This is a genomic window from Noviherbaspirillum sp. Root189 (assembly GCF_001428545.1).
Taxonomy (GTDB): Bacteria; Pseudomonadota; Gammaproteobacteria; order Burkholderiales; family Burkholderiaceae_D; genus Noviherbaspirillum.
This window is the reverse complement of the sequence record NZ_LMHZ01000001.1, coordinates 216,712-237,622: the sequence shown is the minus strand read 5'-3', so window position 1 is coordinate 237,622 and position 20,911 is coordinate 216,712. Positions and strand designations below refer to the sequence as shown.

The 20,911-nt window shown below is 57.8% G+C and carries 16 protein-coding genes; 8 read left to right on the top strand and 8 right to left on the bottom strand.

Annotated elements, in window-relative coordinates; all coding sequences use genetic code 11:
• Window positions 1-3 precede the first annotated feature (3 nt).
• From ASE07_RS01165 to ASE07_RS01145, 5 genes are all read right to left on the bottom strand, one after another.
• Entirely contained in the window at window positions 4-2,256 is a 2,253-nt protein-coding gene (locus ASE07_RS01165; RefSeq protein WP_057288952.1) for a PhoX family protein, read from the bottom strand.
• A 101-nt stretch (window positions 2,257-2,357) separates the two neighbouring features.
• Window positions 2,358-2,558: a hypothetical protein gene (locus ASE07_RS01160; RefSeq protein ID WP_156396315.1), complete on the bottom strand. Its 201-nt coding sequence runs from the start codon at window positions 2,556-2,558 to the stop codon at window positions 2,358-2,360.
• 151 nt (window positions 2,559-2,709) lie between these two features.
• Window positions 2,710-3,093 carry a response regulator gene (locus ASE07_RS01155; RefSeq protein WP_057288950.1) on the bottom strand — a complete coding sequence of 128 codons (384 nt, stop codon included), beginning with the start codon at window positions 3,091-3,093 and terminating at the stop codon, window positions 2,710-2,712.
• Between the two features lie 437 nt (window positions 3,094-3,530).
• Window positions 3,531-3,728 carry a hypothetical protein gene (locus ASE07_RS01150; protein ID WP_057288949.1) on the bottom strand — a complete coding sequence of 66 codons (198 nt, stop codon included), beginning with the start codon at window positions 3,726-3,728 and terminating at the stop codon, window positions 3,531-3,533.
• 175 nt (window positions 3,729-3,903) lie between these two features.
• Window positions 3,904-4,212: a DUF1272 domain-containing protein gene (locus ASE07_RS01145; protein ID WP_057288948.1), complete on the bottom strand. Its 309-nt coding sequence runs from the start codon at window positions 4,210-4,212 to the stop codon at window positions 3,904-3,906.
• Between the two features lie 126 nt (window positions 4,213-4,338).
• On the opposite strand from ASE07_RS01145, the gene ASE07_RS01140 reads away from it, so the two are divergent.
• Complete coding sequence (locus ASE07_RS01140; protein ID WP_057288947.1) at window positions 4,339-5,343, top strand: GlxA family transcriptional regulator; 1,005 nt, start codon at window positions 4,339-4,341, stop codon at window positions 5,341-5,343.
• Here ASE07_RS01140 and ASE07_RS01135 read toward each other — a convergent pair.
• Complete coding sequence (locus ASE07_RS01135; RefSeq protein WP_057288946.1) at window positions 5,340-5,798, bottom strand: Lrp/AsnC ligand binding domain-containing protein; 459 nt, start codon at window positions 5,796-5,798, stop codon at window positions 5,340-5,342. The genes ASE07_RS01140 and ASE07_RS01135 overlap by 4 nt on opposite strands.
• 151 nt (window positions 5,799-5,949) lie before the next feature.
• Between ASE07_RS01135 and putA the strand changes: the two genes are divergently transcribed.
• Window positions 5,950-9,639 (top strand): trifunctional transcriptional regulator/proline dehydrogenase/L-glutamate gamma-semialdehyde dehydrogenase, encoded by a 3,690-nt coding sequence (gene putA, locus ASE07_RS01130; RefSeq protein WP_057288945.1) that lies wholly within the window; start codon window positions 5,950-5,952, stop codon window positions 9,637-9,639.
• A gap of 210 nt (window positions 9,640-9,849) precedes the next feature.
• Window positions 9,850-11,880, top strand: a complete 2,031-nt coding sequence (locus tag ASE07_RS01125) for an AsmA family protein (protein ID WP_057288944.1) — start codon at window positions 9,850-9,852, stop codon at window positions 11,878-11,880.
• Between the two features lie 44 nt (window positions 11,881-11,924).
• Here ASE07_RS01125 and ASE07_RS01120 read toward each other — a convergent pair whose 3' ends face one another.
• Together ASE07_RS01120 and ASE07_RS01115 are read right to left on the bottom strand one after the other, a co-directional pair.
• The gene (locus tag ASE07_RS01120) at window positions 11,925-12,686 is read right to left on the bottom strand and encodes a 5'-methylthioadenosine/adenosylhomocysteine nucleosidase (RefSeq protein WP_057288943.1); all 762 of its coding nucleotides are present in this window, start codon (window positions 12,684-12,686) and stop codon (window positions 11,925-11,927) included.
• A gap of 352 nt (window positions 12,687-13,038) precedes the next feature.
• A complete protein-coding gene (locus ASE07_RS01115; RefSeq protein ID WP_057288942.1) occupies window positions 13,039-13,914 on the bottom strand; it encodes a LysR family transcriptional regulator in 876 nt (291 codons plus the stop codon).
• Between the two features lie 107 nt (window positions 13,915-14,021).
• Between ASE07_RS01115 and ASE07_RS01110 the strand changes: the two genes are divergently transcribed.
• The 5 genes from ASE07_RS01110 (at window position 14,022) to ASE07_RS01090 (ending at window position 20,670) form a co-directional block, all read left to right on the top strand.
• On the top strand, window positions 14,022-15,530 hold the full coding sequence (locus tag ASE07_RS01110) for a CoA-acylating methylmalonate-semialdehyde dehydrogenase (RefSeq protein WP_057288941.1): 1,509 nt from the start codon (window positions 14,022-14,024) through the stop codon (window positions 15,528-15,530).
• 425 nt (window positions 15,531-15,955) lie between these two features.
• Window positions 15,956-17,632 carry a GMC family oxidoreductase gene (locus ASE07_RS01105; protein WP_057288940.1) on the top strand — a complete coding sequence of 559 codons (1,677 nt, stop codon included), beginning with the start codon at window positions 15,956-15,958 and terminating at the stop codon, window positions 17,630-17,632.
• A 301-nt stretch (window positions 17,633-17,933) separates the two neighbouring features.
• Window positions 17,934-18,704 carry an ABC transporter ATP-binding protein gene (locus tag ASE07_RS01100; RefSeq protein ID WP_057288939.1) on the top strand — a complete coding sequence of 257 codons (771 nt, stop codon included), beginning with the start codon at window positions 17,934-17,936 and terminating at the stop codon, window positions 18,702-18,704.
• Window positions 18,705-19,415, top strand: a complete 711-nt coding sequence (locus tag ASE07_RS01095; RefSeq protein WP_057288938.1) for an ABC transporter ATP-binding protein — start codon at window positions 18,705-18,707, stop codon at window positions 19,413-19,415.
• Window positions 19,416-19,461: 46 nt separating this feature from the next.
• A complete protein-coding gene (locus tag ASE07_RS01090; protein ID WP_057288937.1) occupies window positions 19,462-20,670 on the top strand; it encodes an ABC transporter substrate-binding protein in 1,209 nt (402 codons plus the stop codon).
• Window positions 20,671-20,911: the final 241 nt, after the last annotated feature.

Below are 20,911 nucleotides of genomic sequence, written 5' to 3'. Positions count from 1 at the left end.
TCGTCAGGCAAGGCCGCCGCCAACCGTGCCGCCATCGCTCTTGGTGATCACGATGGTCGCTGAACGCGGGCGCGAAGTACCGCCGTCCGGCCAGTGGCTGCCATAGCTGGCAGGATTGGTATAGTCGGGCTTGGAGTCTTCGCCCGGATGCTGGATGTTGACGAACAATGCCTTGCCATCCGGAGTTTCGGTGACACCGGTGATTTCGCACTCCTTCGGACCGACCAGGAAACGGCGCAGGTTAGTATCGCCCGGCGCTGCGCCGACATAAGTGTCCACTGCCTTGATCGTAGCGCCATCGACATTGTTGATGGTTTTCTTGCCGCCGTCGCCGACCTTGCCGGCGACAGCCGCCAGCATCATGCAGTTGGTGACATCGGTATAGGCGCCATCATCGGTCTGAATCCACAGCAGGCCGGTATTATTTGAAAACCACAGCCCGTCCGGGCTGGAGAAATCATTGTTGGCGGTCAGGTTGGACAGGTTGATGTTGTCCGCATTGGCCGTCGAGCGGGCGCCGAACAGGAACACATCCCACTGGAATGTCGTCGCTGTTGCCGAAGCATCCTTCCAGCGAATGATGTGACCATTCGGATTGCCTTTCTGCGCGGTCCCGGCGCTGCCCTTGGGATCGTTGTAGAAGCGCGGATTGGCAGCGTCCACCAGCTGCTGGCTCGACGTTGGATTCGCCGGCACGCGATTGCTGTTATTGGTCAGCGTCAGGTAGCCTTCATTGTTGGCCGGATTGACAGCGACCCATTCCGGGCGATCCATCTTGGTGGCGCCGACAGCATCGGCTGCCAGACGGGAATTGATCAGCACGTCGGCCTGATCAGCGAATGCATAGGCGGGATTCGAGGCTGTCAAACCGTTGCTGCCAAACTTGAGCTCGACCCAGCTACCGGTACCGTCCGCATTGAATTTAGCGACGTACAGCTTGCCGTCGTCCAGATACTTGTCGCCAGCGGACAGACCCCTGGTGGCATCGACCGGGTCCCACATCGCGGTCGAGACATACTTGTACAGGTATTCGCCGCGCGAGTCGTCACCCATGTAGTACACCACCGGTTGACCGGCGACCACGGGCAGATAAGCGGCGTTTTCATGGGCGAAGCGGCCCATCGCCGTACGTTTTTTCGGTGTCGATGTCGGCGTGAAGGGATCGATTTCGACGATCCAGCCATAGGTGTTGGGTGCGTTGCGGAAGTCGTCGCTGCCGTCCGCCGATGGTCCTGTCTTCATCGCGTTCCAGCGGCTGAATGTGGTATCGCTGGTTTCCGCGGTGGTCACCGTTGCCCACAAATGGGTGCCGTTGGTGTTGACGCCATAGCGTGTGAACGAGGTTTTTTCCTTGGCAGTGCGGTTCGCGTCATCGGTTGCGGCGACGCGGCGGAAGAAGCCGGCCCAGTTTTCTTCGCAGGTGATGTAGGTGCCCCAAGGGGTGTAGCCGTTGGCGCAGTTGTTCACGGTGCCGCGCGTTTTCGAACCATCGGTCGAATAGGCGGTGATCATCATCGGCGACTTCGCTGCCGGACCCGACAGGCTCATCTCGGTCAGTGCGGTGATGCGGCGGTTGAAGGCGGAATCCTTCTTATAGCTGAAGCCACTACCGCTGCGGTTGACTTCGATGACGCTAACACCATGCGCATGCATTTCTTTCAGCACTTCATCGGCGACCGTACGCGCATTACCGGCGATGGTCTGACCGTTGGCATGCAGGTAGGCGCCCGTGATCGCTTCGTGATTCATCACCAGTAATCCACGATCGCTGTTGCTCGCGCTGTATTTGCCATCGGCCGACATGCCGAAGAAATGCATGCCATCGTGATGGTCGCCGGCACGCTGGGCAAAGGATGCACCACTTTCCGTGCCATCATTTTTGTAGTCTGCGATGCCGGCCGCGATCGGGTCGCCGAGGCGGTACAGCACGCTGGCGGTATAACCTGCAGGGACGGCCACCACATCGGCCAGGCTCTTGGCGACCGCATTGAAATTGAGCTTGAGGCTCTTGGTGACTTCCGGCGCTGTTACCGGCGGAGTTGTCGGCGCAGCGAGGACGTCATTATCGCCACCGCAGGCAGCCAGCCCGGTACCGAAGAACACGCTGGAGGCCAGGCCGAAGGTACCCTTCAGAATGGAGCGGCGGCTCAGGCGCGCAGTGAGCACACTGTCAAAGGAAGGGTTGCTGGAAGAATTTGTGCCGATATCTTCAGGCTCCAGCAGTTCGCTCCGGGCGCTGCGGGTCAGATCATTCATGGGTGTTTTTCCTCTTTAATATGTTGTGCGGCCTAGGCAAAACCTTGCAAACATTTGAGCTTGGATGGGGCTTTGCATTTTCTGTTTTTTCTTTCCTGTTTCTATTGCCTGTAAAGCGGCAAACGCTTGCCATCGCGATGCACTGTGTAGTCGTTGCGCATCCTGACAATGCTGATTTTTCCTTCGCCCGGAACATCGATATCGATTTTGCCATGCTGTCCGAGTTCATTTGCCAGACGCAGGTGTCCGTGCAAAAGACGATAACCGTCGCCTTCCCTGACAATGACGATGTCGTGACTCATGACTTCCTCCGGATCCGGAAAGAGCAGCGATGCGCTGATCACTTCACGAGCCGTGATGCTACGGAGGATTTATGACGACCAGATGAAGATTGCGTGACGATTTGGTGACGCGCTGTGTACATGGCCGCAGCAAGGCGGCCATGCATGCCGCTTATTGTTCTGCGCCGGAAAGCTGACGGGCGGAGTGCCGGATCGCGCGCGCAAGTTCCTGAAGATGGTAGGGCTTGTTGAGCAGCTGGAAGCTGAATTCGAGTCTGTCGGTCACCAGGTAACCGAAGCCCGAGGAAAAGATGATGCGAATGCCATGAACCATGGCAACTGCCCTGGACGCGAGGTCGATACCGGACATGCCGGGAAGATTGATGTCGGAAAGGAGGACGTTGAAGCTGCCGGTGTCGAGTTGGATTAGTGCTTCTTCCGCGCTAGCCACACCGACGGCATGATATCCCAGGCCGGCGAGCATATCGCACAGGATGCTTAACAGGGCTTTGTCATCCTCGACTACCAGGATGCGCAACAGCGTAGCCGCCATCATGCGCTTTCCGGAATCGCGCGCCGGCCCTGTTTGCGGGAGGCACCAATAACGGAATGCGACATTCTGGAGGAGGTACGAAGTTCAAAAAATTGCATCTGGTAACCGCCTGTTTTGCTGAATAGGATTCTTGAAATGAAATGCAGAAATTGCTGCAAAACCAAGTCGTGTATTTTCGCAAATCAGCGGCCAATGACAATCCGGAATATCCGCGATCTGGGGCTGCCTTGACTTTTGTCAAACGCTGTAAGCTTGCGAAGACAGGTATGTAAACTTGAAAAGTCGAATCAGCCGGAAGAGGGATGCGACAGTCGTTCCGCGCATACAATGCGTTGTCGATTCTGCAATTGCATCCTTGGCGGTCATGTCGGGCAGCGTAGCCCGGATGGCAGGCCATCACAGGCCATCACCGGTGGCTACCGATGACAGATACTCGGATCTCAGGTTTTACCGTGACCAGGTTCCTGTTTGGGTGCCGGCATCTGCTCCGGCCCGGAAGGCGTCGACATTTCGGGTGAGTTAAGCTGGTCACGCAGGTAGTTGATGGGTACCAGAGCAAGCACAATGACCAGCACCCAGAACAGCACCATGGCGAACGATTCCAGCCAGTGCCAGGGTAATTCATGAATCCACATCATCGCATCAGCTCCCGCATCGTGATGCCCTTCGACTCCCTTCTGTCCTTCTGTCCTTCCGTATTGCGCCTCTTTGTGTCGGGCTTTGTTTCTGTTGTACAGAATTGCGACGCTCAGGCTTTTGACTGAACTCAAAGCATGTCATGCCACAAAGGCTGGCAAGCACCAGGGCGCCGTGTTAACGCTTCTCCGGTGCAATAGCGCTCAGCCTTTCCAGTAGCAGACGATGGGCCGCCAGGTCGACAGGCCGGTATTTGACCATGGCGGATGCCGGGTATTTTCCGAGAAAATTGTCGTTCTTCCAGTTCTGCAGGGGGCGCACCGGGCGGACTGCAAACCCGCCGCCACAATTGGGGCAAATATTCTGCAATAGCGTGGTCGCGCAATGAGCGCAGAAGGTGCATTCAAAGCTGCAGATCATGGCCTGTGTCGATTCTGGCGGCAAGGCAGTATTACAGTGTTCGCAGCTGGGTCTGAGTTCAAGCATGGGACTGTCCTTTTACGGAGGGAATAAAAGCTGTCAGCGGATTCTAATGCCATGCAGGTTTGGCAGAAATGACAGAAACAGGTTAAATTCTGCCAAATACTTAGCCAGGCACAGAGATCTAGATTCATGACGGCTCCTATCACGATTGCGATCCTTGTCTACGACGGTGTGCAGATTCTCGACGTCAGTGGCCCCGCAGCGGTGTTCGCCGCGGCGAACGACGCTTGCCCCCAGCCTGTATATCAAGTCCATATCCTCTCCGCTGCCGGCGGCGCGGTGCGCAGCAGCAGCGCCATGGACATTCTCAGCGAAGCGATGACGCAAGTGCCGCCTGTGGCGGTCGATCTGCTGCTGATTGCCGGCGGCGATGAAGCCGCCTTGCTGCGGCTTGCACATGATCCTGATTTGAGCCGCTGGCTGGCGCAGGCCAGCGCAAGTGCGGCGCGCTTCGGTTCGATCTGCACAGGCGCATTGCTGCTGGCTGCGCTCGGCCTGGTGAAAGGAAAGCGGGTGACCACACACTGGTCCGCATGCCGATTTATGGCAGACAGCTTCCCGGAAGTGGAAGTCGACGGTGCCGCCTTGTACGTGGAAGATGGCAAGGTATGGACATCGGCCGGCGTAACCACGGGTATCGACATGTGCCTGGCAATCGTCGAAAGGGACCTGGGAACGGCCGCGGCCAACCGGATTGCGGAGCGACTGGTGCTGTATGCGCGCCGGCCGGGTTATCAGTCGCAGTTCAGTCCGCTGCTGCATGCCCAGCAGCGGGCGGATGCGCCGTTTTCAGCACTCATCGAATGGATGGCCGCGCATCTCGGCGAACCGCTGAACGTGCCGCAACTGGCATCGCGCATGGCGATGTCGGAACGCAGTTTCTATCGGCGCTTTACGGAAAGTGTCGGGGAGACGCCTGCCCGTTTTGCCGAGACCCTCAGGCTGGATCGCGCACGCGATCTGCTGATGTCAAAGGCAAGCCTGAAGGAGGTGGCGGGGCAAGTGGGATTCGGCAGTGCGGCGCGCCTGTCGAAAGCCTTCGAGCGGCGTTTTGGCGTGACACCGCAGCTGTTTCGCGAAACACAGCGAATGCAGCGTGCATCGTCGTCGGCGCCCGCGTCGTTGACCGATTAACGGATCGGCAGTTTGGTGGTGTTTTTTACTTCTTCCATCACCGCGTAGGTGTGGGTCTCACGTACGCCTTTCAGCTGCAGCAGCGATTTGCCGAGGAATTCGCGGTAAGCGTTCATGTCCTTGACCCGCGCCTTGACCAGGTAATCAAAACCGCCGGCCACCATGTGGCATTCCTGCACTTCCGGGATAACCTGCACGCTACGCTTGAAGGCCTCAAACACTTCCGGCGTGGTGCGGTCCAGCACCACTTCAATGAACACCAGCAGCGATACATCAAGCAGTTGCGGGTTGAGCTGGGCGGTGTAGTTGACGATGTAGCCAGCTTCCTGCAGCTTGCGCACCCGCTCGAGGCAGGCTGCGGGCGACAGGTTGACCCGGGAAGCAAGTTCCACGTTGCTGATACGGCCGTCGTTCTGCAGTTCGGAGAGGATTTTCTTGCTGATCTTATCAAGCATGGCAGGTTGTACTGAATAAATTTTGTTCGGCAGGATTGTCCCACAAAATACAAAATTTCGATAGTCAATCAGATTTCCAGAATAAATCCTTAATGAACCTCCCTACAATCGAATCATTATTCTCTCTGACATTTTAATTCGATTCCAGACCATGCTGACAGCCATCGATCCTGTAGTGAACACCGCCGTCCAGCCGTTTTCGGCCTTCCATGCGGATATCAACCACACACCGGCACCATTGCGGGCAGCAATCACCGCCGCCTACCGACGCGATGAGGCTGAAGCCGTGCGATGGTTGCTGGGCCAGACCAAGGCCGGCACAGCCACCAAGGCGCAAACGCAAAAGCTGGCGCGCGGGCTGGTCGAAGCGGTTCGCGAAAAACGTACCCGGGCGTCGGGGGTCGATGCATTGATGCATGAGTTTTCGCTGTCGTCCGAAGAGGGCGTGGCGCTGATGTGCCTGGCCGAAGCGCTGTTGCGCATTCCCGATCACCAGACCGCGGATCGCCTGATCGCCGACAAGATCAGCAAGGGCGACTGGCGCCGGCATCTGGGCGAATCACCGTCGCTGTTCGTCAACGCAGCGACCTGGGGATTGCTGATTACCGGCAAGCTGGTCGGCACCAGCAGCGAGCAGGGCCTCGGATCGGCGCTGACCAAGCTGATCGCCAAGGGCGGCGAACCGCTGATCCGCAAAGGCGTGGACCTGGCGATGCGCATGCTGGGCAATCAGTTCGTGACTGGCCAGACCATTGATGAGGCGCTGGACAACAGCCGCGACAACGAGAAGCGCGGCTATCGCTATTCGTATGACATGCTGGGCGAAGCAGCGCTGACCGAAGAGGATGCGGCGAAATACTACGCGGCCTACGAACAGGCAATCCATGCGATCGGCCGTGCGTCGAATGGGCGCGGCATCAAGGATGGCCCGGGCATTTCGGTCAAGCTGTCGGCATTGCATCCGCGCTATTCACGCGCGCAGCGCGTACGCACCATGAATGAACTGCTGCCGCGCCTGAAGCAACTGATTTTGCTGGCCAAGCGATACAACATCGGTCTCAACATCGATGCGGAAGAAGCCGACCGGCTGGAACTGTCGCTGGACCTGATGGAAGCGCTCGCGCATGACGCCGACCTTGCCGGCTTCGACGGCATCGGCTTCGTGGTGCAGGCTTACCAGAAGCGCTGTCCGTATGTGATCGATTACCTTGCCGACCTGGCGCGTCGCAGCGGGCGCAAGTTCATGGTACGCCTTGTCAAAGGTGCTTACTGGGATGCGGAAATCAAGCGGGCGCAGGTCGATGGCATGCCGGGTTATCCGGTCTATACCCGTAAGGTCTATACCGATGTGTCCTATCTGGTCTGCGCGCAAAAACTGCTGGCGGCGACCGATGTGATCTATCCGCAGTTCGCCACACACAATGCGCACACGCTGTCGTCAATCTATACCTGGGCGCAGGAAAGCGGCGTCACCGATTACGAATTCCAGTGTCTGCATGGCATGGGCGAAACCCTGTATGACCAGGTGGTGGGCGCCGACAAGCTCGGCAAGCCCTGCCGCATTTACGCCCCGGTCGGCTCGCATGAAACGCTGCTGGCCTATCTGGTGCGCCGCTTGCTGGAAAACGGTGCGAACTCTTCCTTCGTCAATCAGATCGTCGATGAAAACGTCGAGATCGATTCGCTGATCGCCGATCCCTTCGAGGTGGCAACGGGTCTGAAGGGCGAAATGCATCCGAATATTGCACTCCCGATGGACATGTTTGGCGCAGAGCGCAAGAACTCGGCCGGCCTCGACCTCAGCAATGAACTTGTCCTGCGTGACATCGACACAGCCTTTGCAGGCTTTGCCAAGCGCCAGTGGAAGGCGGCACCCTTGCTGGCGAATGCCCGCCAGGCAACGGGCGCACTGCAAGACATTTGCAATCCGGCCAACCTTCGTGATGTGGTGGGGCAGGTGAATGAAGCGACTGCCGAAGAAGTCGAGCAGGCGCTTGCGGCTGCCGTCGACTATGCGACCGACTGGCAGACGCTGCCGCCGACTGCGCGTGCGCAAGCTCTGTTCAAAGCCGCCGACTTGCTTGAACAGCACAAGCTTGAATTGATGGCGCTTGCGATTCGCGAAGCCGGCAAGTCGCTGCCGAATGCGATTGCCGAAGTCCGCGAGGCCGTTGATTTCCTGCGCTATTACGCAGCGGAAATTGTGCAGTCACCCAATACGGCAGCGCTTGGTCCGGTGGTTTGCATCAGCCCGTGGAATTTCCCGCTGGCGATTTTCATTGGGGAAGTCAGTGCCGCACTGGCCGCCGGTAATGTGGTCCTCGCCAAACCCGCCGAGCAGACCCCCCTGATCGCCTGCCGTGCCGTGGAACTGATGCATGAAGCCGGCGTGCCTCGCGGCGCACTGCAATTCCTGCCGGGGCGTGGCGACATCGTCGGTGCGAAATTGACTGCTGATGAACGCGTACGCGGCGTCATCTTTACCGGGTCGACTGAAGTTGCCCAGTTGATCAATCGCGTCCTCGCCAAACGTGCCGCGCAGGAAGGATGCGATATTCCACTGATCGCTGAAACCGGCGGACAGAATGTGATGATTGTCGATTCCAGCGCCTTGCCGGAACAGGTCGTCACCGATGTAATCAGTTCGGCGTTCGACAGTGCCGGACAGCGTTGCTCCGCGTTGCGCGTGCTGTGCCTGCAACACGATATCGCCGACAAGACGATCACCATGCTGAAAGGGGCAATGCAGGAGCTGCGTATCGGCAATCCGGACCGCCTTGCCGCCGATATCGGTCCGGTGATCGATGAAGAAGCGCAGCAAAACCTGTTACGCCATATCGAACGCATGCGCGCGCAGGGCAACAAGGTGCATCAATTGCGCCTGCCAGTGGCTTGCGAGGCGGGCACCTTCGTGCCGCCGACGGTGATCGAAATTGCTTCACTGGCCGAACTGCAGCATGAAGTCTTCGGCCCGGTGCTGCATGTGCTGCGTTACCGTCGCGATGAATTGCCGAAGTTGCTGGACTCCATCAATGCCACCGGATATGGCCTGACGCTGGGCGTCCATTCACGTATCGATGAAACGATTGATTTCATCACCGCGCGCGCGCATGTCGGCAATATCTATGTAAACCGCAACATCGTCGGCGCGGTGGTCGGCGTGCAACCCTTCGGCGGTGAAGGCAAATCCGGAACCGGGCCCAAGGCGGGCGGCCCGCTTTACCTGAAGCGCCTGCAGCGCAATGCGACATTCAAGCGCACGCCGCATACCATTCATCAAAAGGATGTCGCGGCAAATCGTCCGGCATTCGACAGCCTGATGACGTGGGCCGGTACGCATGGGCATGAACGCATTGCCGCGCTGGCGGATGCGTATGCGCATGAAACCCTGCTGGATACCGAAGTGGTGTTGCCCGGTCCTACCGGCGAACGCAATACGCTGAGCTTTGCGCCGCGTGGTGCCGTTTTGTGTTGTGCGAGCAGCGTCGACAGCTTGCTTAATCAGCTGGCTGCCGTATTTTCGACAGGTAATTCAGCGCTGGTGCTGAGCGACACCGCGCGCTTGTTGCCTTCCGGATTGCCGGCGCAGGTGCGCAATACGATCAGGGTGCTGGATCAGAAAGAACTTGCACAAGCTTCGTTGCAGGTAGCTGTCGTCGATAGGCAAGCTTTGCCTGCATTGCTGCCCCTGCTGGCCGCACGTGACGGTGCGCTGGTCCCCGTGGTCGACAGCAGCGAAAGCGAGCCGGTGCCCTTGTGGCGTCTTGTCGCTGAGCGTGCTCTCTGCGTCAATACGACGGCCGCAGGCGGCAACGCCAGCCTGATGACTTTGGCGGCATAAGCGACCTGTGTTAGAGAGCCTTAGATCTCGGTAACGTGCAACTGTACAACTGAAATGGCGTCATCCTCACAAGGATGACGCCATTTTGCTTTTCGGCCGATTGTTCAGCAGCGACGCTGTGCACTGATGTGCATCAGTAACGCGGCATCCAACTTGCCTGAGCATTGTTACATGCATGAACTCTTGCCTTTCTGGTAAGTCCTATTTGGTATGTCAAGGGCGACACATATCGCGATCGGCTGCTTTATCGGCGTGCTTGCCGTACTGGCGATTGCCGTTGCATTGCTATTGTCGTACGACTGGAATCATGCCAAGCCCTGGATCACCACCCAAGTTAGCGATGTCACCGGACGCGCGTTTGCCGTCAACGGCGACTTGTCGCTGACCTGGCAGGCAACACAGGGCGATAGCGGCTGGCGTGCATGGATACCATGGCCACGCCTGACCGCTGACGACGTGACGCTTGGCAATGCGGAATGGGCAAAAGAACCCTGGATGGCGCATGCCGACAAGGTCACCCTGTCCATCAGTCCGCTAGGACTGCTGCGCCAGCATGTCATCGTTCCCGTACTGGCACTGCATAACGTCGACGTCCTGCTCGAACGCGGCCATGAACCGGCGCAAAACAACTGGACCTTCACGCCGCGCAAGCGCTCCGGGTGGAAATTCAATCTGCAGCGCGTCAGTTTCAACAAAGGCTCGGTCCGTTTCGTCGATGCCTTGCGCCATACCGACATGAAAGCCGAGGTCGATACCCTGGGCAGCCGTAGCAATGAAGGCTACTTGCTGGGCTGGCGCATGGCGGGCAGCTTCCGTGGCGAAGAAGCCAGTGGCGACGGCCGCTCTGGCAGTGTGTTGTCGTTCAAGTCGCAAGACCTGCAGTATCCGCTGGAGCTCAGCCTGCGTCTCGGCCAAACACGTATCGATGCGAAGGGCACGCTGACCGGACCGATGAAGACGCAAGAAGTCGACTTGCTGCTGAAGATTTCGGGTATCAGTATGGCGCACCTGTATCCCTTGTTCGACATGGTGCTGCCGGAGACCCGGCCATTCTCGACGGAAGGCCGGCTGCGCGGCTCGCCGGGTGTACCGGGTGGCGGCTGGTCCTATGAAGACTTCAAGGGCAAGGTCGGCATTTCCGACATGGCGGGCAGCCTGCGCTTCACGCCGGGCGACCCGCGTCCACGGCTGGAGGGCACACTCACTTCCGACGTGCTCAATGTCAGTGATCTGTCGCCACTGATTGGCGCCGACTCCATGGCAAGCAAAAAAGAACGCGGTGTCCGTGTGGTCCAGCCGAAAAACAGGCTCCTTCCGGTCGAACCATTCAAGGCCGAACGCTGGAACAGCATCGATACCGATGTCCAGTTCACTGTCGGCAAGATGGTGCGCAAAAATGAACTGCCAATCGACCATATCGTCACCAGGATACGACTGGACGGTGGCGTGTTGTCCCTGGCCCCGGTCAGGTTTGGCATCGCAGGTGGCACCATGGTGGCCAATCTGCGCCTCGATGCCCGGGTAAAACCGGTGAAGGGCGAATTAAAGATGACAGCCCGGCACCTGAAATTGCAGAACTTGTTTCGGGTTCCCGACACGCAGGCAAGCACCGGTGAAATCAACGGTGACGTGGTCCTGCATGGAAGCGGAAACTCGATCGCGGACTTGTTTGCATCGTCCGGCGGCGAGGTCAGGCTGGTCGCGAGCGAAGGAACCGTCAGCAAACTGGTCCTGGACCAGATCGGTCTGAATGTCGGCGACATCGTGGTCAGCCGGCTATTCGGTGATGAGCAGGTCAAATTGCACTGCGCGGTGGCGGCCCTGAGAATCGAAAAAGGCGTAATGCGGCCGAAAGCCTTCGTTGTCGATACGGAAACGGCCAATATTTACGTGAGCGGCAGTATCGATCTTGCGAAGGAACAGCTGGCGCTGACGCTGCAGCCGGAAAGCAAGGGAGTGCGGCTTATCTCTCTCGGTGCGCCGCTCTATGTGACCGGACCGCTGATCAACCCCAAGGTCGAGGCTGACAAGGGGGTGCTGGCGCTACGCGCGGGAAGCGCGCTGGCGCTCGGCGTACTGGCACCGTTCGCTGCCGCGCTGATTCCCCTGATCCATGTCGGTCCGGGAGAAAACAGCGGCTGCGGTGCGCTGATGGCCAAAGCCGCGGAACAGCCTGATGCAAAAGCTACGAAGACCAAGAAGACCGCAAAGCGGCGAATGCCGGAAACCAGCGGCAGATGAATCAGCCGGTGCCCCTTATGTCATGCGAGCTACATTAACCAACCCTAGCCACATAAGCGGCGCACGATGGCGAATGCATACCGTGAAGCGACGCGTTCGATGAATTGCATGAAGTCATGCGGCGCACCTTCATTGGCTCCATCGGAAATGGTGCGTATGACTGCAAACGGCACACCGAACTCGAAGCAGACTTGCGCAACCGCGCCGCCTTCCATTTCCACAGCCAGCAAATCCGGAAACTGCCTGCGCAGTAACTCACGCCTATCCCTGTTGTGGATAAATTCGTCGCCGCTGCCGATCAACCCGCGATGCACACGCGGCCGCTCCAGGCGAAATTGCATACGGTCCTGTTCACTGAGTACATTGCCCAGATCCTGCTCGACAAAACTTTGTGCCGCGCTGAGCAATTGTTCAGTCAACGACAAGTCGCTGGCGAAGTGAGACTGGCCCAACAAGGGGATTTCAAAACGCGGAAAGAGCGGTGAGGCATTCATGTCGTGCTGTACCAGGGCGTCTGCTACCACGATGTCGCCGACCTGTACCGATTCATCCGTCGCGCCTGCCACACCGGTAAAGACGACGTGCGTAACGTCGAAGTGTTCGATCAGCGTGGCGGCAGTTGCCGCAGCCGCGACCTTGCCAATGCGTGACAGCACGCAGACCGTGTCGGTATTTTCCAGGCGCCCGCTGGTGTATTCCCGCATGCCGCGTGTCAGGGTTGACTTGTTGTGCATGAGATCGATCAGGCCGGCCTGCTCCTGATGCAGCGCACTGATGATTCCGAGGCGCGGAAATCCAACCGTCATCAATGTTTCCTTTTAAAACATTCAAAACCGACATTGTGCCGGGGTTTGGCTTTCAGGCGGCAGACTGCCGGCCGCAGCCGATAAAAAAGGAAGGGGTTGGTTTACCTTGTAGTTGATATATACAAATAGTAGTAGTTGTTAACACAGCCATGTTTCTGTGGATAAGCGGGTAAACCGTTTACGGATCAAGTGCTTGCGATGCGCATAAGGACGCGGATAAGGCTTGTATCTGTGACGGACAGATCGGGGATAAAAAAATCGGCTTTGTTCTTTTCTCTGCTTGTCCCGTTTACGTCCAACGGCTGTCCATAGACTTATCCACAGGCGAAAGACGCCGACACCCGTCCACACCTTAATGCGGCCAAAGCGCCTGCAATAAAGCGAATGTGGCTGCAATAGTGGGTTCCTGTTTCCGCTTTGCCAAGGCAATGAAGGACAGTTCCGTGGACAGGCTGACGCGGTCGGCGATCACCAAACCATGCGCATGCGCTTCTCGCAGAGCGATTGATTCCCGGATCAGTGAGAGGCCGACGCCGGACTTCACCAGGTCGAGCATGGACATTTCCTGGTCGACCAGTGCCACCTTGTTCGGTTGCACTTTGAACTCGGCGAAGGTCTTGGTCAGCAGGCGGTAATGGGCGGATTCCGGCGGCGTCCAGATCCAGGGAAGTTGCGCCAGCGCTTCCCAGCCTTTGCCGGCGACCCGGTTTTTCCATCCCTTGGGCGCGACGACGTTGTAGGTGAAGGTGGTCAGGGTTTGTGAATGAAATTCCTTGCCGGGCGTGCCGAGGTAATAACCGACGTCGAGCGTGCCGGAACGCACTTGCTGCAGCACCCACCCGGACATGCCTTGCTGCAACTGGGTTGATAGCTGTGGATAAGTTTCCACCAGCCGTTTCAGGAAAGCGCCGAGCCGGATGAATTCCGGGTCGAGGATGGTGCCGATCGCCAGCGTGCCTGACAGCGTCGAATGCAGTGCCGCAGCGCCCTGGCGAAATTCAGCGACGCTTTCCATCACCCTTTCGGCGAAGGGCAGCAGTTTGGCGCCGTCATCGGTCAGCGACATGCCGCTCGGCGTACGATGAAATAGCTGGAGATTGAGGCTGGCCTGCAAGGATTTGATTTGCAGGCTGACCGCCGGCTGGGTCAGGTGCAGGCGCTCGGCCGCGCGTGTCAGGTTGCCTTCGCGGGCGACGGTGACAAAGGCGCGTAGCTGGGTGAGGTCCATGGCAGCATCATAAATAGTTCTTATATCAAGTTGATAATAACTGATTGGCCTTCGCTGTTGTTGCGCGGTATTCTGTCGAAAATCGTGAATTTGCCAAAGGAATCCTTATGACGCAGCTTATCCAGCACTATATCGGTGGTCGCACCGTTGAATCGACCAGCGGCCGGAAACAAGATGTCTTCAATCCGGCCACCGGCGAGGTCAGCGCACAGGTCGTGCTGGCCAGCCAAGAGGAAGTCCATGCCGCTGTCTCGGCCGCCCAGGCGGCAGCACCGGCCTGGGCCGATACCGCGCCGCTCAAGCGTGCCCGTATCCTGTCCAAGTTCAAGGAATTGATCGAAGAGCATCATGACGATCTCGCCGCCGCGATTACGCGTGAGCATGGCAAAGTGTTTTCGGATGCAAAGGGCGAAGTCACGCGCGGGCTGGAAGTGGTCGAGTTCGCCTGCGGCATTCCGCAGCTGCTGAAGACCCAGTTCACCGACAACATTGGCGGTGGCATCGACAATTGGCAATTGCGCCAGCCGCTAGGCGTGACTGCCGGTATCACGCCATTCAATTTTCCTTTCATGGTGCCGATGTGGATGGCGCCGATGGCAATCGCCACCGGTAACACCTTCATCCTCAAGCCTTCCGAGCGCGATCCGTCGCCATCCCTGATGGTGGCCGATCTGTTGAAGCGTGCCGGCTTGCCGGATGGCGTATTCAATGTGGTCCAGGGCGACAAGGTGGCCGTCGACGCGCTGCTGCATCATCCTTCCGTGAATGCGGTGTCCTTTGTCGGTTCGACACCGATTGCCGAATACATCTACACAGAGGGCGCGAAGCGCAAAGGTCCGTATCCGCTGCGTGTGCAAGCGCTGGGCGGCGCGAAAAATCATCTGGTCGTGATGCCGGACGCCAATCTGGATCAGGCGGTCGATGCGCTGATGGGCGCGGCTTACGGCTCGGCTGGCGAGCGCTGCATGGCGATCTCGGTGGCGGTGGCGGTCGGCAGTGTCGCCGACAAGCTGATCGAAGCGCTGATCCCCCGCGTCAAGGCGCTGAAGGTCATGAACGGCATGGAAGCCGCAGCCGAAATGGGACCGGTGGTCACCGCCCAGCACAAGGCAAAGATTGAAGGTTACATCGCTGATGGCGTGCAGGCCGGCGCCAAGCTGCTGGTCGATGGCCGTGGCCTGAAAGTGGCCGGACATGAAAACGGCTTCTTCCTCGGCGGTTCGCTGTTTGACCATGTCACCCCCGACATGACGATTTACAAGGAAGAAATCTTTGGTCCGGTGCTGTGTGTGGTGCGCGTGCCTGATTTTGCGTCGGCGGTGCAGTTGATCAACGGCCATGAATTCGGCAATGGCGTTGCCCTCTTCACGTCCGATGGCAATACCGCACGTGAATTCTCGCGCCGCATCGAAGTCGGCATGGTCGGCATCAACGTCCCGATTCCGGTGCCGATGGCATGGCATTCCTTTGGCGGCTGGAAGCGTTCGCTGTTCGGCGATACCCATGCATATGGTGAAGAAGGCATTCGTTTCTATACCCGTTACAAATCGGTGATGCAGCGCTGGCCCGATTCGATCGGCAAGGGGGCGGAATTCACGATGCCGGTGGCGAAATAAGTTAATGATGCACGTGAGGGAAGGGCACACCGGCCATTCCCTCTGTGCCTGCCGTGCGGAACGGTCTTCCTGTGGTTTTTTGGCCCTGTGGATAAGTCTATGGACAGCCGCTGGATGTAAACGGGACAACTGTGAAAAAAGATGAAGCCGTTTTTTTATCCCGAATCCATCCTTCGCCAATACACCGTTTGTCCAATTAGCTGTGCATTCGCCAAGCGATTGATTGTGCAGGGTTAACCGGGCTTATCCACAGACCGTGACGGACGTTAACCATTATTACTATTCGTATATATCAACTACTAGATTAAAAACCGCAAAGCTTCATCGGCCTTGGCAAATGCGGTAACCCCCTAAAAGCAAAAGTCCAATGTTCGAGACCCCTTCGGGGTAACATCAGGAACACAACGCAGTACAGGAGCCTCACCATGGAATCGGCTGGAAAATACGACTACATCATCATTGGCGCGGGTAGTGCCGGCTGCGTGCTGGCCAACCGGCTGGCCCAGGACGAAGGCGTCTCGGTGCTGTTGCTGGAAGCAGGGCGCAAGGATGACTACATGTGGATCCATATTCCCGTCGGTTACCTGTATTGCATCGACAATCCGCGCACCGACTGGCTGTTCCGCACCGAAGCCGATGCCGGACTGAACGGGCGAGCCTTGATTTATCCGCGCGGCAAGGTGATGGGAGGCTCGTCGTCGATCAATGGCATGATTTACATGCGTGGGCAAGGCCGCGATTACGACCTGTGGGCAGACCTGACTGGCGACGACAGCTGGCGCTGGGACAAGGTGCTGCCGGTTTTCAAGAAAACCGAGGACCACCATCTGGGTGCCAATGAATTTCACGGAGCCGGTGGCGAATGGCGGGTGGAGCGCCAACGCCTGTCATGGGAAATCCTGGATGCCTTCCGCGATGCCGCGGAGCAGGTTGGCATTCCCAAGGTGGATGATTTCAACCGCGGCAACAATGAAGGTTGCGGTTACTTTGAAGTGAACCAGAAAAAAGGTCTGCGCTGGAGCACCGCACGCGCTTTTCTGAAAGTGCCCAATGGCCGCAAGGGTCAGCTTGACATCATGACGGGATGCCATGTGAAACGCCTGCGCATCGAGGATGGTCCGCAAGGCAAAACCTGTACCGGTGTTGAATTTACCGGCGGCGGCACCGAGTGGTTTGCCGAAGCGGCCAGGGAAACGATTTCGACCGCCGGCGCTGTCGGCTCACCACAAATCCTGCAGTTGTCTGGCATTGGTCCGGGCGCATTGTTGCAGCGGCATGGTGTTCCGGTCGTGGTCGACCTGCCGGGCGTCGGTGAAAACCTGCAGGATCATCTGCAGCTGCGCATGGCATTTCGCATCAAAGGTGCGAAGACCCTCAATACCATGGCTAGCAACTGGTTCGGCAAGATGCGCATCGGCATGGAATACGCGGTGTCGCGTAGCGGACCGATGTCGATGGCACCTTCCCAGCTTGGCGCCTTTACGCGCTCCGACTCATCCCAGCCCACCCCGAATTTGCAATACCACGTGCAGCCCCTGTCGCTGGAACGCTTTGGTGAACCCTTGCATCCTTTCCCTGCATTTACCGCCAGCGTATGCAATTTGCGTCCGACCGCACGCGGCCATATCCGGATCGCTTCCGGCGATGCATTCGCCGCGCCGAAGATTACGCCAAATTACCTGAGCACGCCGGAAGACCGCAGTGTCGCCGCGAAGGCATTGGCCTTGACGCGTACCATTGTTGCTGCCCCGGCCCTGCAGAAATACACACCGGAAGAATTCAAACCGGGTGTGCATTACCGTACCGAGGAAGAACTCGCCAAGGCGGCCGGTGAGATCGGCACGACCATTTTCCATCCGGTAGGCACCTGCAAGATGGGGCGCAACGATGATCCGCTTGCCGTTGTCGACAGCCATATGCGTGTGCGGGGAGTACACGGTTTGCGCGTTGTCGATGCATCGGTGATGCCGACGATCACATCGGGCAATACCAATTCGCCGACGATCATGATCGCGGAAAAGGCTGCTGAATGGATCAAGGCAGCGCGACGCAATGCGGAAGCGCCAGCAATCCAGGCCGTGCCAGATAGCGTGATCGCATGAAGTCGATGGGCCACGGTGGCATTACCACCGTAGAAATACGTAGAAAAAGAGAGATTTAGGAGAGCTTTACGCGAGATTGCACTGCGAAAGGCACGAATAAGCTTAGCTTACTGGCATGTCGATTTTCTTCATGCTAACATTCGCCCGAGTTGCCTGAAGTCAAGTGCTGAATAACATTGATACAGGCCAAACAATCGGTAGAAGATTTATCTACTGTATTGCCACCCCCCCAGTCGTACTGTGTACTGTGCATCAACGTTATGCACAACCTTCTGCTCATAACAGTCAACAGGGAGAACCCATGGCGGATGTGGTTTTGGAGACAAAGCAGTTGACCAAGGAGTTCAAGGGCTTCACCGCGGTCAACAATGTCAGCCTGCAGGTGCAGCGCGGACATATCCATGCATTGATCGGCCCGAACGGTGCCGGCAAGACAACTTGCTTCAACCTGCTTACCAAATTTCTGGTCCCGACTTCGGGACAGATTCTTTTCAATGGCCGCGACATTACAATGGCCAAACCGGCGCAGATCGCGCGCCAGGGCATTATCCGGTCATTCCAGATTTCCGCTGTTTTCCCACACCTGACGGTGCTGGAAAACGTGCGTATCGGTCTGCAGCGCCCGCTCGGCAATTCCTTTGCCTTCTGGCAGAGCGAGAAAAGGCTGAATGCGCTTAACGACAAGGCGATTGCCTTGCTCCACGAAGTGGACCTGGAAAATTTTGCCGACACGATGACAGTCGATCTTCCATACGGTCGCAAGCGCGCCCTCGAAATCGCCACCACGCTGGCGATGGAACCGGAACTGATGCTGCTCGACGAACCGACGCAGGGCATGGGACACGAAGACGTGCACCGCGTCACCGCACTGATCAAGAAGGTGTCAGCGGGCCGTACCATTCTCATGGTGGAGCACAACATGAGCGTGATTTCCGGCATTAGCGACCGCATCTCGGTCTTGCAGCGCGGCGCTGTACTAGCCGAAGGCACCTATCAGGAAGTATCGAACAATCCTCAGGTCATGGAAGCGTATATGGGCACGGCATCCGGTGCGCTGGAAGGAGCGCATTGAATGGCAACACCCGCATTGCAAATCACCAATCTGCACGCCTGGTATGGCGAGTCACATATTCTGCATGACGTCAATCTGTCGGTGAGCCAGGGCGAAGTCGTCACGCTGCTCGGTCGCAACGGCGCCGGACGCACCACCACCATGCGTGCAATCATGGGACTCACCGGCGCACGCAAGGGTTCGATCAAGATCAACGGCATCGAAGCGATCGGCTTCCCGACCCATAAAGTGGCGCATCTCGGCGTTGGTTACTGCCCCGAAGAGCGCGGCATTTTTTCATCGCTGTCGGCCGAGGAAAACCTGTTGCTGCCCCCGCCGGTTTCGAAGACTGACAAGGGCATGTCGATAGAAGAAATCTACGACATGTTTCCCAATCTGAAGGAGCGGCGTAACAGCCAAGGCACCCGCCTGTCCGGCGGTGAACAGCAGATGCTGGCGGTTGCGCGCATTCTGCGCACCGGCGCGAAACTGTTGTTGCTCGATGAGATTTCAGAAGGCCTGGCGCCGGTCATCGTGCAAGCGTTGGCGCGCATGATCACCATGCTCAAGGCAAAGGGTTACACCATCGTGATGGTCGAGCAGAACTTCCGTTTTGCCGCCCCGCTGGCCGATCGCTTCTATGTGATGGAACATGGGCAGATCGTTGAGACCTTTGCTTCATCCGAACTGAATAACAAGATGCCTGTGCTGAATTCACTGCTCGGGGTATAAGGAAGCATGCCACTGGGTGGCATTGTTTATAACAAAGGAGATCCAAATGAAGTTGAAAGCAATTGCAGTTGCCGTAGCATCGACTCTCTCGCTCGCCATGGCAGGGTCCGCATCCGCGCAAATTTCCGGCGATACCGTGAAGATCGGTTTCATCACCGACATCTCGGGCCTGTATTCGGACATCGATGGACAGGGCGGCGTTGAAGCGATCAAGATGGCCATCGCTGACTTCGGCGGCTCGGTCAACGGCAAGAAAATCGAACTGATCTTCGCCGACCACCAGAACAAGGCGGACGTCGCGGCCAGTAAGGCACGTGAATGGTTCGACCGTGATGGCGTCGACATGCTGCTGGGCGGCACCAATTCCGGTACCAATCTGTCGATGGCGAAGGTCGCGGCGGAAAAGAAGAAGTCCTTCATTTCCATCGGCGCAGGTACCGCGCGCCTGACCAACGAAGAGTGCACACCGTACACTATCCATTATTCGTATGATACGGTCGCCCTGGCCAAGGGTACCGGCTCCGCAGTCGTCAAGCAGGGTGGCAAGAGCTGGTTTTTCCTGACCGCCGATTATGCGTTCGGCGCATCCCTGGAAAGCGATACCAGCAATGTCGTCAAGGCATCCGGTGGCACGGTGGTCGGCTCGGTACGCCATCCGCTGTCAGCGTCCGACTTCTCGTCCTTCCTGCTGCAGGCGCAGTCTTCCAAGGCACAGATCCTGGGTCTGGCCAATGCGGGCGGCGACACCATCAACGCGATCAAGGCCGCCAACGAGTTCGGCATCACCAAGTCGATGAAGCTGGCCGGCCTGCTGATGTTCATCAACGACGTGCACTCGCTGACTCCGAAACTGACACAGGGTATGTACCTGACCGACGCCTGGTACTGGGACCAGAACGACGAGACCCGCAAGTGGGCGCGCCGCTACTTCGAAAAGATGAAGAAGATGCCTTCCAGCCTGCAGGCCGCCGACTACTCGGCCACCATGACGTATCTGAACGCGGTGAAGGCAGCCGGCACGGATGATTCGGACAAGGTCATCGCGCAAATGAAAAACACCAAGGTCAATGACATGTTCGCCAAGAACGGCGTGATCCGTCCGGATGGCCGCATGGTGCATGACATGTTCCTGATGCAGGTGAAGGCCCCGAACGAATCCAAGTACCCATGGGATTATTACAAGGTGGTACAGACCATCCCGGGCGACCAGGCATTCACTACCAAGGCCGAAACCAAGTGCGCATTGTGGAAGTAAGCAAGTAAGAACCAGCCCGGACCGGATTTAAAGGTCCGGGTTTTGTTTTGTTTAGTCACTGTAGTCACTTTACGTCCGGGGCAAAGGTACGGCGCTCCTGGTGTAGTGCGCGACCTCTCTTGCCGGAAGGTCGCGTTGAAACAGCAGCCCTGCTGTTTCACTCATCGTTCATGACTCTTTGTCAGGATCAGGACGGCGGGTGAGGGCGCATGACTGGCATCATCGGCATCATCTACTCTCT